Below are 12,456 nucleotides of genomic sequence, written 5' to 3' on the forward strand. Positions count from 1 at the left end.
TCGCTACAGTATTACCAATTGAGCGCTTGTTTGGGTGTGAGGAATGCCGAAGACGACGGGCAACGTGGGCCGAGAGCGCCTCATCGTTGCCGTGCTCGCTGCGGCCGGCATGCTCAGCTCCCTCCAATTCACCCTGATGGTGCCCGCACTGCCTGAGATTCCCGCGATGCTCCATGTCTCGGCCGCCGATGCTTCGTGGGTGATCACGATCACCCTGCTCACCAGCACGCTCGGCACCCCGATCATCGCGCGCATGGCGGACATGTACGGCCGACGCCGGATGCTGCTTCTCTCACTCGCGCTACTCGTTGTGGGCTCCCTCATCGGCCCGCTGGGAACGACGCTTCCGCTCATGCTCGTGGGTCGTGCACTGCAAGGGTTCGCCATGGCGATCCTGCCGATCGGGATCAGCCTGCTGTCCACCCTGGTGAGCCCCGCGCGTGCGAACATGGGGATCGCTCTGATGAGCGGCACAATGGGAGTCGGCTCCACGCTGGGATTGGGCCTGTCCGGAGTCCTCACCGCTTGGGGCGGACTCTATGCCGTCTTCTGGTCCTCCGCCGTTGTCGGCACGGTGTTCCTCATCCTGATCCGTGTGATCATCCCCGAAGGTCCCACCGCAGGCGGGCGCTCATTCGACGTCATCGGCACATTGCTGCTCGCCGTCTGCCTGAGCAGTCTTCTCCTGGTCATCTCGCAGGGGCTGCAGTGGGGCCTCACCAGCCCCCGCGTTATCACCCTGGGGATCACGTCGGCTGTGTCGCTGGCGCTCTGGGTGCCATATGAGTTGCGTCATCCGAGTCCGGTCGTCGACCTGCGACTGGCGCTGCGCAACCCCATCCTTCAGATCAACATCGCATCCTTCTTCGGTTCGGTCGGCATGTACTCGAACTATCTGCTCACGATGCAAGAGGCCCGCGGTCCGGTTGCGCAGGGGATGGGGCTCGGCATCCCCATCGCGGTCGCTGGGTTGGTGCTTACACCGACTGCACTCGCGATGATCCTGCTCTCCCCGGCCGCGGGACGCACGCTCAACCGGTGGGGCGGTCGGGCAACCTTGGTGTTCGGAAGTGCGGTGATGGCGTGTGCATTCCTTCTTCGCTCCTTCGTGCACGGCACTCTCATCGCTGTTCTGCTGGGCTCACTGCTCGTGGGTGCAGGCGTCGCATTCGCCTTCGCCGCGATGCCCACCCTCATCATCGCGGCCGCCCCTGCGGCGCAGGCGGCGGCCGCAACCGGTGTCAATTCCCTGAGTCGAGCCCTCTCCGGCGCCCTCACCAGCGCCGCCTTCGCACTCGTGCTCACCGCGATGCCGTCCACACCCGGTGGTGATTATCTTTCCGATGCGGGGCTGACGGTCGCCCTGCTCGGCAGCGCGGCCCTGGCGGCACTCACCGCACTCGTGGCGCTGTCCCTGGCACGTCGACCCGCACAGATCCCTTCAGGAGGGTTCCGTTGACCCTGTTCTCCCCGCTCACGCTACGTGGCGTCACCCTGCCCAACCGTATCGGCGTCTCCCCGATGTGCATGTACTCCTGCGACGACGGCGCCGTCACCGACTTCCACATCGCCCACTTGGGAAGGTTCGCTCTTGGTGGTGCAGGGCTGGTGATCGCCGAAGCGACAGCGGTCGACCCGATCGGGCGCATCTCGCACCGCGACGCCGGACTCTACCGCGACGATCTCGTCGAGGGGTGGGCGCGAGTCGCTCGAGTCGTCGAGGATGCCGGCGCCGTCGCGGGCATACAGCTCAGCCATGCGGGGCGGCGCGCGTGTGTGCGGGAACCGTGGAATGCCGGCGCACCGGTCACCGGGGACGATGGCTCACAGCGGACTCCGTGGCGCACCGTCGGACCGTCGCCCATTGCAGCCGGCCCCGGCTTTCCGGTCCCGGACGCACTTGACGAGAAGGGCATCACCGCGTCGGTGCACGCGTGGCGGGATGCTGCGGCGCGGGCGGTGCGGGCAGGCTTTCGCTATATCGAATTGCACGGTGCGCACGGGTATCTGCTCCACGAATTCCTCTCACCCCTGGCCAACCACCGCACAGACCGGTACGGCGGATCGGCAGAGAAGAGGATGCGTTATCCACTGGAGGTGGTAAGTGCCGTCCGGGCAGCGATCGGACCTGGGGTGGTGCTTGCCTACCGCGTCTCAGCCGTTGACGGTGTCCCCGGTGGCCTCACCCTGGACGACACGGTCGCTTTCGCCCAGCGGCTCGCTGCCGCCGGTGTGGATGTCGTGGACACCTCCTCTGGCGGTATCTCCACCGACCACCGAGTCGAGACTCGGGTGCGGCGAGGCTACGCGTTCCATGCCGACTTCTCGCGCCGAGTACGCAAAGACGTCGACGTCGCCGTCGCCACCGTCGGAATGGTCGTCGACCCCCACCAGGCCGGATTGCTCGTCGAGCGGGGGGATGCTGATCTGGTACTGGTCGGCCGGCAGCTGCTCGACGACCCCAATTGGGCGCATCATGCTCGCAAGGCCCTCAGTGCAGGTGGATATGGCGACTGGGACGTCCGCCATGGTCACGCCCTTGCCGGCCGCGCTCGTGCGATCTCGCGTCTGGCCGAGCAGGGCGAGACCCCGATGAGCCGCTTCGAACGGTGATCTCAGGGCACCAGCAGCCGGCGTGCGGCCGCTGAGCCGTCGAGCAGACGGTTCATGCGCGAGCGGATGCGCCATCCGTCACCGGTACGTACCAACTCCCACCGGTTGGCGCTGACCCGCACGGCGGTCCACGCGGGACCGTCATGCACGAGCACGACGGAGTGAGTAACGGCCGTGGCGACGTCTGCTCGTAGATCGATGCGCGGGGCAGAGAGCACATGGGCGCAGCCGGCGGCCATGTACGCGCGCTGTGACGGAAGTCCTGTCAGTCCGCGGATGCCCTCGATGTCAAGAGCGGTGTCGTCGAAGACATACTCACCATCATCGGTCCACAGCGCCGCTGCGGCCTCGCCGTCTCCGGAGTCCACGGCCGGACCATACCTGCTGATCAGGTCCGCGATCGCAGCTCGATCCTCGAGGATGCGGAGCCGTTCCTCGAGGATGCGGAGCCGTTCCCCGGAGGGGCGCGACGGGTTCACCAGTCCTGCCACGGGATGATCGTCTTCAGCGGCACGGTGAGCAATGTCTCGGCGGCAGACCGAGGTTCCCCCGCTGCCTCGACGAGCTGCGGAGCGACCGCGAGCGGATCGTCTTCAAGATAGACGAGCCGGATCCGGATGCTTCCCGGTCCGTCATCCGTCGTCGGCGAGAACGGCAGCGTGCGATGCGTCTGCGCATGGCTGAATGAGAACGTCCAAGCGCCCGCCACGCCGTCCACACCGAGGATCTTCGGAATCACCTCACGGTCTTCGTACCGGTGGGCGTCGTGAGCCTCGGAAGAATGCGGTTCCGCGAACCGAGTCACCGTCACATGGACTCCTCGGTGCGGTCGATACGGCAGCACATCAGGCGCCACCAACGCCCGGGGGGCGGCGTACCCCTTCACCGGCCGGAAGAATGCCAGCATCGACCGCCGCACGCCCGGGATCAGCGGCCCGCGACCCCACTGGAACGACGTCTCACCGAGCGCGTCCCACTCGGCGACAGCCTCGTCGGCAGGCGGGCGAAACCAGTACATGGCGACGAAGTCGGTACCGGCGAACGCCGAGTCTCCGCGTGCAAGCGCTTTATGGGCATCATCGGCCTGCCACCGATCGCCCCACGCCACACCGGGCAGCGCGAGATTCTCCGGGCGGTGATCGAGTTGATGCCAGCGGTTGTACTCGCCGCGCAGACTGGGGTCTGCCAGTTCGATGAGCGAGAAGAACGCAAGGTCAGATTGCACACTTCAATACAAGCGCTTGCTTGGGCTAACGTCAAGACCTGTCCTTCAGACTCCTCACGCCCGCACCACGCGCGCGGGGGTGTGCTCTATGGCGTCGATCGTGAGGGCGCGACGTCGGATCCGCCAGCCGTCGGCCGTGCGCACGTATTCATCGGCGTAGCGCAGATACCAGGTGACATCCGTCACGCGGTCGTCCCGCTCCATCCAATGCCGGGCGACGCCTGTTATCGAGCCCACCGCCACGTCGCCGTCGATTCGGAACACCTCTCCGAGGATTCCATGATGCGTGCGGGCCAGTCCGTCCAGGCCTGCAAGCGCGATCCGCACGCCAGGATGCCCCTCGCGGGTCTTCACGGCGTCGAGATGCTCCGGCGGGTCGGGGCTGACGAACTGCGCATCCGCAGTGAACAGGGCCACGACATCGTCCACGCGACGGCGATCGACAGCGTCGGCGTACCGGTGCACGAGATCGGAGAGGTCGAGCCGGTCAATCGCAGCAAGACTCATGCGCCGACCGTACCAGCCGAAGGCAACCCACCCGATAGCGTTGTGGTGGAGGTGCATGGTATGGCGCGCGCGAAGCGACTGCCCGTCGACCCGATCGCCGAGGCCCGCAGGCAGTGGCTCTCCCACGGGTGGGCGGATGCCGCGCCCGGCATGACACTGGTCACCTCGATCATGCGCGCCCAGCAGATCCTGCTGGCCCGCGTCGACGCCGCCCTCAAGCCGTTCCACCTCACGTTCGCACGCTATGAGCTGCTCACGCTGCTGAGCTTCACGCGGGGCGGCCGGATGCCGATGGCCTCGGCGTCCGCACGACTCCAGGTGCATCCGACCAGTGTCACCAACACCGTCGACCGGCTCGAGGCATCCGGTCATGTGCGGCGGGAACCGCATCCCGAAGACGGCCGCGCCACCCTGGTCGTGCTCACCGACTCGGGCCGCGATCTCGCCGAGCGGGCCACCGCCGCGCTGAACGCCGAGGTGTTCACCGACCCGGGCCTGGAGCGCGATGAGGTCGAGCAGCTCGTCGCCCTGGTCGCCCGGATGCGGCGGGGCGCCGGCGACTTCGACGACCCGCGCCCGGCCCCCGACCCGCTCTGACCTACCGCCCGGGTCCCACGCCCTGGATCCAGAACAGCTCGTACTCCGGGCCGTCCTCATCATCCTCGAACTCGGCGATCACCTCTTGCACGCGACGGTGCAGCTCTTTGGCCCGCTCCTTGGTCAGATGCACCTGCGTGTGCGTGAACGACGCCGGCCACGGCGTGCCGTCCGGCCCGCGCGGGGGCCCCGCCGCGAACAGCCGGGTGACCTCGGCCAGCAGATTCTGCATCAGCGCCCGGCCCATCGCCTCGTCGGGCATGCCGGTGATCTCCAAGCCCCCACCGGTGGCCCGCCACGGCCGCTCACGCCCGTCGTCCGAGTCGTCGCGCTCGATGAACCCCGCCCGAGCCAGCACGTTCAGGTGATAGCTCATCGCCGACGGCGTCAGCCCCGTCAGCTCTGCCGCCTGGGTCGCCGTCATCCCATCCTGCCGGTCGAACAGCTCGGTGAGCACCCGCCACCGTGCCGGATGCATCGCCGCGCGCATCTGGCTCAGCTCGGTCACCTGGATCGCGTCGCCCCGCACGCCGTCAGTCTACTTGCGCGGCCGCGATGCGAAACATATGCTTCACAATTGTGAAACGTTCCTTTCAGAGTTCGGTGTGGACCATCCGCGACGCGCGCATCGCCCTGGGCGCCCGGGCTCTGAGCACCGCGGGCACCTCGGTCACCTCGATCGCCGCGATCCTGCTGCTGCACGACGGCGGTGTCGGCCCGCTCGGCGTCGCCGCCTTCCTCGCCGCGCTCGTGATACCCGCCATCGCCACCATGGGCATCGCCGGCCGCATCGTCGACACCCGCGACTCCCGCGGCATCCTGATCATCGCCTCGCTCGCCCAGGCCGCCGCCGTCGCCGCCCTCGGCGTCTCGCACTCGGTCGGAATGATCTTCGCCACCGGCGTGGTCATCTCGCTCGCGCAGGCCTTCGAACAGCCCACCTGGACGGCGCTGGTCCCCCGCATCGTCGGCGAGGAGCGCATCGGCCAGGCCATCTCGTGGCAGCAGGGCCTGTCCGCCATCGCCTCGCCGATCGGCGCGGGCCTGGGCGGCCTGCTGGTCACCCTCGACGACGTGGCCTGGGGGTTCTGGGCGGATGCCGCGACCTACGTGCTGCTGGCCGGCGCGGCACTGATCATCCGCACCCGGCGTCACGGGGCGACGGATGCCGCGGCGCATGTGGACGGGCCGGACCCCGCCGCATCGGGCTCGTGGACCGCGGGGCTGCGCATCGTGGCCCGCGACCGCATCCTGCTGCCGATGTTCGGCGCGATCGTGGTGTTCATCGTGCTGGTCGAGGGCATCAACCCCGTCGAGGTGTTCCTCGCCCGCGACGCCCTGGGCGCCACCGACTGGCAGTACGGCCTGAGCGAGTTCTTCGCCGGCGCGGGCGGACTGATCGGCGCCGCGGTCGCCGGACGGATCCTCAGCAACACCACGCGCGCCCGGGTGGCGACGGCCGGGTTCGGGCTGGCCGCCGCGATCATGGTCGCCATGGGCCTGGCCCCGGGATTCTGGGTCTACGCCGTGCTCATCACCGCGCTCGTGGCCGCGTTCGGCACCGGCAACGCCACATTCGGCGCGCTGCTGACCTCGCGCACCCCCGACGCCTACCGCGGACGGGTGTCATCGGCGCTGAACGGCCTGGCCCGCACCGCCTCGCTCATCGCGCTGGGGCTGGGCGGCGTCGGCAATGCCGTGCTCGGCCCGCGCGCGACGTTCGTGGTGGCCGGCATCGCCGGAGCGCTCACCATGGCCGTCGCCGGCGTCGCCGTGCTGCGTGCGCAGCGCGCCGAGGTATCCGCCGCGCTCAGCGCCGGGCGAACAGACGGCTGAACAAGCCCCCACCTGCGCGCTCGTGACCGGGGCAGCGCTGCGAGACGGGGATGGTGCGCATCACCTCGTCGACGTGCTGGCCGCAGCCGGCCCAGGTGGTCTTGCCGCAGGTGGAACAGGTGACTGCTCGGCACATGATGTCTCTTTTCGGAATGGGCGGGGCGGAACGGATGCGGTCAGGCCAGCGACAGGAAGACCTTCTCGAGCTCTTCGGGCGTCATCCTGTCGACGTCGCCCTCGCCGTCGACCGGCTCGGCCAGGCACTCCTGCATGGCGGTCGCGACGATCGTGAACCCGGCGCGGTTGAGCGCGTGCGTGACCGCCGCCAGCTGCGTGACGACCTCACGGCACGAACCGCCCTCTTCCACCTTGCGGATCACCGCGTCCAGCTGGCCGCGCGCCCGGCGCAGCCGGTGCAGCACCTTGCGCTGCTGCTCGAGCGCATCCGCCGGCACGTCCGGTGCTGCGGCATCCTTCGTCGTCGTCATCACGCGGCCTCCTCCTTCTGCAGGCCCGGCCCACCAGGCACGAGCATCCCGTCGGCGCGGGCGCCGAGCACAGCGCGCAGCGTCTGCATGCCGCCCGACAGCGACGCCGAGTCGAATCCCGCCTGCGCGAGCACACGGTGCGCGATCGCCGAGCGCACCCCCGACGCGCACATCACGCGCACCGGCCGGCCGGCCGCGGCATCCCGCACCTCGCCCAACCGCTCGCGCAACTGGGTGTGCGGAATGTGCAGGGCGCCCGGCAGCATGCCGTCGGCGACCTCGTCGTCGCGGCGCACGTCGACGATCAGCGCCGTCTCGCGCACCGCATCGAGCTCGTCGGCGTACCAGAGCGCGAGGGTGCCGGCGAGCACGTTCTCGCCGACCATGCCGGCGAGGTTCACGGCATCCTTCGCCTGCCCGTACGGCGGCGCATAGGCCAGGTCGAGGTCGATGAGGTCGGCGACCTCACGGCCCGCCCGGATCGCGGTGGCCAGCACGTCGATGCGCTTGTCGACACCGTCGGCCCCGGCCGCCTGCGCGCCCAGCAGCCGCCCGTCGCCGCCGATGTGCACGACGAGGTGCACCGGCTGCGCGCCCGGGAAGTACCCGGCGTGCTGGTTCGGGTGCAGGTGCAGGGTGTGGAACGGGATGCCGGCGGCCGACAGCGCGGCCCGGTTCGCGCCCGTCGTCGCTGCCGCCACCGCACCCACCCGCACGATGGCCGTGCCGACCGCGGCCGGGATCGGCCGCGCCGTCTCGGGCCGGAAGATCGCGTCGGCGACCAGGCGCCCGGCGCGGTTCGCAGGCCCCGCGAGGGCGACCGGGCGACGGATGCCGGTGACCGCATCGGTGCTCGCGGTGGCGTCGCCGACCGCCCAGACGCCCGGCAGGTTGGTGCGGCCGTGCTCGTCGACGAGGATCGCGCCGCGGTCGCAGGCGACGCCCGCCGCCTCGAACACCGCCGTGTCGGGCCGCACCCCGACCGACAGCACGACGACGTCGGCGGCCAGCCGTGTGCCGTCGGCCAGCACGACGACGTCGCCGTCGGGCCCCGGCTCGATCGCCGTGGCGGCGATGCCGGTGCGCACGACGACACCGATCCGCTCGAGCTCCTGCGCGACGTACCAGGCCGTCTCGGTCTCGAGCGGCGGCAGCACGTGGTCGGCCAGTTCGACGAGCGTGGTATGCACGCCGCGACCGGCGAGCGCCTCGGCGGCCTCGACGCCGATGAACCCGGCGCCCAGCACGACCGCACGGCGCAGCCCGCGGTCGACGCGCTCGCGCAGGGCGACGGCGTCCTCGACGGTGCGCAGTGTGCGCACCCGCGGCGAGTCGATGCCGGGGATCGGCGGATGCACGGCCTGCGCGCCGGGCGAGAGCACGAGGTGGTCGTACCCGAGGCGCTGCTCGCCGGTCGCGGTGCGCACCGTGACGGTGCGGGATGCGGCATCCACCGCCACCACGTCGTGCCCGCAGCGCACGTCGAGCCGCAGCGCAGCGGCGAGGGATGCCGGGGTCTGCACGAGGAGCGCATCACGGTCGGCGATCTCACCGCCGACGTAGTAGGGCAGACCGCAGTTCGCGAACGACACGTGCGGGCCGCGCTCGAGCACGATGATCTCGGCGTTCTCGTCGAGCCGGCGGGCGCGGGCCGCGCAGCTCATGCCGCCGGCCACACCGCCCACGACGACCAGTCGGGTGCGTTCGGATGTCTCCATGCCCGCGAGCATATACCCCCGGGGGTTTATCGGGCAAATACCCCCGGGGGTACCGACCGGCTCAGCGGTTCTCGAAGTCGGGCGTGCGCTTCTCGCGGAAGGCGGCCATGCCCTCCTTCTGGTCGTGCGTGTCGAACAGGCTCGCGAACACGTGCCGCTCCAGCCGCAGCCCCTCGGCGAGGGTCGTCTCCATCGCAGCGTCCAGCGCCGCCTTGGCCGCGTACACGCTCGGCAGCGACTTCGACGCGATCGTCTCGGCGACCGTCTGCGCCTCGGCGAGCAGATCGGATGCCGCGACCACCCGTGAGACGAGTCCCGCGCGCTCGGCCTCGGTGGCATCCATGAACCGCCCGGTGAGCACGAGCTCGGCGGCCTTGTAGTACCCGACCGCGCGGATCAGCCGCTGTGTGCCGCCCATGCCGGGGATGACGCCGAGGTTGATCTCGGGCTGCCCGAACTTCGCGGTGTCGGCGGCGAGGATGATGTCGCACATCATGGCCAGCTCGCAGCCGCCGCCCAGTGCGTACCCCGAGACCGCGGCGATCACCGGGGTGCGCACCGCGGCGAAGTCGGCCCAGCCGCCGAAGTGATCGCCCATGATCATCTCCAGGCCCGACTTCGACTCCATCTCTTTGATGTCGGCGCCGGCGGCGAACGCCTTCTCGGACCCGGTGACGACGATCGCGCCGACGCCCGGGTCGGCGTCGAACACGGTCGCCGCGTCGACGACGTCGCGCATGACCTGCGAGTTCAGCGCGTTCAGCGCCTCGGGACGGTTGAGGGTGATCCACCCCACGCGTCCGCGCGTGGAGGTGAGAATGGTGGCGTATTCGGTCATGTCCCCATCGTGGCACGACCCGGCACCGGGCCCGGCGCGTGCCAGGATCGATGCGGGAGGTGCGGATGAACGACGCTGCACGCACGCGGGCCGTGCTGGATCTGGCGATCCGGCTGGCGATGCTGCAGCTCGAGGCGGGTGCCGGGGCGCAGGATGCCACGGCCACGATGACCGGCGTCTCGCGCGCGTTCGGACTGCGCGGCACCGACGCCGACGTGACCAGCACCGAGCTGACCCTGAGCTGGACCGACCCGACCGGCGACGACGCGATCACGCGCCGGCACATCATCTCGCGACGCGGGCTCGACTACCACCGGCTGGCGGCCGCAGCAGGGCTCTACGACGAGATCCTCGGCCACCGCATCGACCTGGTCACCGCCCGCCGCCGGCTGCCGGCGATCACCGGCGGGCGGCCGCTGTTCCCGCCGCTGGTGCAGCGCATCGGCTGGGGTGTGGTCGGGGCCGGTGCCGGCATCCTGCTCGGCGGGGGGATGCTCGTGGCAGCGGTCGCGTTCGTCACCGGGTTCCTGCTCGACCTCATCTCGGTCACGCTCGGCCGGCGTGGTGTGCCGCTGCTGTTCCAGACGTTCGTCGGCGGCGCCGTCGGCCCGGTGGCGGCGGTGCTCGTGCACCTCGTGGACCCGGAGGCGTCGGCATCCCTCATCGTCGTCGCCACCATCATCGTGCTGCTGGCCGGGGTGACCGTGTTCGGGGGCGTGCAGGACGTGCTCACCGCCTTCTACGTCACCGGGCTCGCCCGCATCACCGAAGGGTTCGTCGCCACGATCGGGCTGGCGGGCGGGGTGATCGCCACGTCGCTGCTGCTGAACCGGCTGGGCGCGCCGCTGGCGATCTCGGTGAACGAGGCGCAGCCCGAGAGCGCACCGCTGATCGCGTCGGCCGCCGCCGTGATCATCGTGATCGGCTTCGCGTTCGGCACGCAGTTGCCCTGGCGCGCCCTGTGGGTGGTGTGCGTGCTGGCGGTGATCGTCGAGGCGGTGTTCCTGGCGTGCACCCTCGCCGGGCTCGGCGCGGTGTGGGGGTCGGCTGTCGCCGCGGTGACGGTCGGGGTGGTGGCATCCCCTCTCACCCGCCTGACCCGCACACCGGTGCTGCCACTGATCGTCACGGCGGTGATCCCGCTGCTGCCCGGGCTCGTGCTGTTCAACGGCATGATGCAGGTCGCCTCGGAACAGGTCGACGGGCTGCTCGATATCTTCCGCGCGGCGGCGATCGCCGGGGCGCTGTCGGCCGGCACCATCTTCGGGCACTACCTGGTGCGGTTCATCGGCGGCCGCACCCGCACGCTGCGGCTCGGACGCATCTGACCCGGCCGCGGGCGCAGCCGGGGACGGATGCCGCGGCTCAACCGTGCAGCACGGCGCGGCCGACGATCACCCGCATGATCTCGTTGGTGCCCTCGAGGATCTGGTGCACGCGCAGGTCGCGCACGACCTTCTCGATGCCGTAGTCCTGCAGGTAGCCGTACCCGCCGTGCAGCTGCAGCGCCTCGTTCGCCACCTCGAAGCCGGCGTCGGTGGCGAACCGCTTGGCCATCGCGCACTGCATCGCGGCGTCGGGTGCGTCCGCGTCGACCGCGGCCGCGGCATCCCGCACCAGTGCCCGCGCCGCGGTGAGCTTGGTCGCCATGTCGGCGATCGCGAACATCACCGACTGCTTCTCGGCCAGCGGCTCGCCGAACGTGAACCGCTCGTGCACGTAGCGCACCGCCTGGTCCATCGCCCATTGCGCACCGCCCAGCGAGCACGCCGCGATGTTGAGCCGGCCGCCGTTGAGCGCCTTCATCGCGATCTTGAAGCCCTTGCCGACCTCGCCGAGCACGGCCGAGGCGGGTACCCGCACCTGGTCGAAGATGACCTGCCGGGTCGGCTGCGCGTTCCAGCCCATCTTCTTCTCGTTCACACCGAAACTCAGGCCCGGTGTGCCGTCCGGCACGACGAACGCGGTGATGCCGCGGGCACCCGGTTCGCCGGTGCGGGCCATCACGACGTAGACGGATGCCTCTCCCCCGCCCGAGATGAACTGCTTGACACCGGTGAGCACGTACTCGTCGCCGTCCCTGATGGCGCTCGTGGCGAGGGCTGCGGCATCCGATCCCGCCCCCGGCTCGGTGAGGCAGTAGCCGCCGAGGGCCTCCATCGTGGCCAGCCGGGGCAGCCACTCCTGCCGCTGCGCCTCGGTGCCGTAGTCGTCGATCATCCAGGCGACCATGTTGTGGATGCTGATGTAGGCGGCGATCGCGGGGTCGCCCTTGGCGAGCTCCTCGAAGATCGCGACGGCTTCGCTGCGGCCCAGGCCCGCGCCGCCGATGTCCTCGCGCACGTAGATGCCGCCGAGGCCGAGTTCGCCGGCACGGCGGACGGTCTCGCGAGGGAAATGCTTGGCCTGATCCCACTCCTGCGCGTGCGGTGCGAGCTCGGCCTGCGCGAAGTCGCGCACCGCCTCGAGGATCGCTTCGCGCTCTTCGGTCGTGGTCATGCTCATGTCGAACCGCCTGTCGTCCGCCCCGTTCGCGGTCATTGTGCGACCCGCGAGGGATGCCCGCCTTGGCATCATGATCATTTTACATGGACGTCCGAGTATTTTCTCGGGAATCCACGGATCAGGCGGACG

General features: G+C 70.1%; 13 protein-coding genes. 5 read left to right on the forward strand and 8 right to left on the reverse strand.

Annotated features, from left to right (window positions below; translation table 11 throughout):
• Positions 1-43: 43 nt before the first annotated feature.
• Complete coding sequence (locus tag H577_RS0104175) at positions 44-1,459, forward strand: MFS transporter (protein ID WP_029144892.1); 1,416 nt, start codon at positions 44-46, stop codon at positions 1,457-1,459.
• On the forward strand, positions 1,456-2,613 hold the full coding sequence (locus H577_RS15055; protein WP_036283672.1) for an NADH:flavin oxidoreductase/NADH oxidase: 1,158 nt from the start codon (positions 1,456-1,458) through the stop codon (positions 2,611-2,613). The genes H577_RS0104175 and H577_RS15055 overlap by 4 nt, the downstream gene beginning before the upstream one ends.
• Before the next feature lie 2 nt (positions 2,614-2,615).
• Here the strand turns inward: H577_RS15055 and H577_RS0104185 are convergent, their stop codons facing one another.
• The 3 genes from H577_RS0104185 to H577_RS0104195 are packed head-to-tail and all read right to left on the reverse strand — an operon-like array spanning position 2,616 to position 4,345.
• Complete coding sequence (locus tag H577_RS0104185; protein ID WP_051191728.1) at positions 2,616-3,104, reverse strand: nuclear transport factor 2 family protein; 489 nt, start codon at positions 3,102-3,104, stop codon at positions 2,616-2,618.
• Positions 3,089-3,838 carry a hypothetical protein gene (locus tag H577_RS0104190; protein ID WP_029144894.1) on the reverse strand — a complete coding sequence of 250 codons (750 nt, stop codon included), beginning with the start codon at positions 3,836-3,838 and terminating at the stop codon, positions 3,089-3,091. The genes H577_RS0104185 and H577_RS0104190 overlap by 16 nt, the downstream gene beginning before the upstream one ends.
• Before the next feature lie 54 nt (positions 3,839-3,892).
• A complete protein-coding gene (locus H577_RS0104195) occupies positions 3,893-4,345 on the reverse strand; it encodes a nuclear transport factor 2 family protein (protein ID WP_029144895.1) in 453 nt (150 codons plus the stop codon).
• A gap of 60 nt (positions 4,346-4,405) precedes the next feature.
• On the opposite strand from H577_RS0104195, the gene H577_RS0104200 reads away from it, so the two are divergent.
• Positions 4,406-4,942, forward strand: coding sequence for a MarR family winged helix-turn-helix transcriptional regulator (locus tag H577_RS0104200; protein ID WP_029144896.1), 537 nt, complete (start codon positions 4,406-4,408; stop codon positions 4,940-4,942).
• Position 4,943: 1 nt separating this feature from the next.
• Here the strand turns inward: H577_RS0104200 and H577_RS16890 are convergent, their stop codons facing one another.
• Positions 4,944-5,471: an ArsR/SmtB family transcription factor gene (locus tag H577_RS16890; protein ID WP_051191730.1), complete on the reverse strand. Its 528-nt coding sequence runs from the start codon at positions 5,469-5,471 to the stop codon at positions 4,944-4,946.
• A gap of 50 nt (positions 5,472-5,521) precedes the next feature.
• Here H577_RS16890 and H577_RS0104210 point away from each other — a divergent pair, with 50 nt between their 5' ends.
• Positions 5,522-6,778, forward strand: coding sequence for an MFS transporter (locus tag H577_RS0104210; RefSeq protein WP_169566238.1), 1,257 nt, complete (start codon positions 5,522-5,524; stop codon positions 6,776-6,778).
• 176 nt (positions 6,779-6,954) lie between these two features.
• On the opposite strand, the gene H577_RS0104215 is transcribed toward H577_RS0104210, so the two are convergent.
• From H577_RS0104215 to H577_RS0104225, 3 genes are all read right to left on the reverse strand, one after another.
• Positions 6,955-7,266, reverse strand: coding sequence for a metal-sensitive transcriptional regulator (locus H577_RS0104215; RefSeq protein ID WP_051191733.1), 312 nt, complete (start codon positions 7,264-7,266; stop codon positions 6,955-6,957).
• Positions 7,266-8,984, reverse strand: a complete 1,719-nt coding sequence (locus H577_RS15065) for an FAD-dependent oxidoreductase (RefSeq protein ID WP_036283676.1) — start codon at positions 8,982-8,984, stop codon at positions 7,266-7,268. The genes H577_RS0104215 and H577_RS15065 overlap by 1 nt, the downstream gene beginning before the upstream one ends.
• Before the next feature lie 61 nt (positions 8,985-9,045).
• A complete protein-coding gene (locus tag H577_RS0104225; protein ID WP_029144899.1) occupies positions 9,046-9,822 on the reverse strand; it encodes an enoyl-CoA hydratase in 777 nt (258 codons plus the stop codon).
• A gap of 65 nt (positions 9,823-9,887) precedes the next feature.
• On the opposite strand from H577_RS0104225, the gene H577_RS0104230 reads away from it, so the two are divergent.
• Positions 9,888-11,150 carry a threonine/serine exporter family protein gene (locus H577_RS0104230; RefSeq protein WP_029144900.1) on the forward strand — a complete coding sequence of 421 codons (1,263 nt, stop codon included), beginning with the start codon at positions 9,888-9,890 and terminating at the stop codon, positions 11,148-11,150.
• A gap of 37 nt (positions 11,151-11,187) precedes the next feature.
• Here the strand turns inward: H577_RS0104230 and H577_RS0104235 are convergent, their stop codons facing one another.
• On the reverse strand, positions 11,188-12,327 hold the full coding sequence (locus H577_RS0104235) for an acyl-CoA dehydrogenase family protein (protein ID WP_029144901.1): 1,140 nt from the start codon (positions 12,325-12,327) through the stop codon (positions 11,188-11,190).
• Positions 12,328-12,456: the final 129 nt, after the last annotated feature.

Origin of the sequence: Microbacterium luticocti DSM 19459 (genome assembly GCF_000422405.1) — a bacterium.
GTDB lineage: Bacteria > Actinomycetota > Actinomycetes > Actinomycetales > Microbacteriaceae > Microbacterium > Microbacterium luticocti.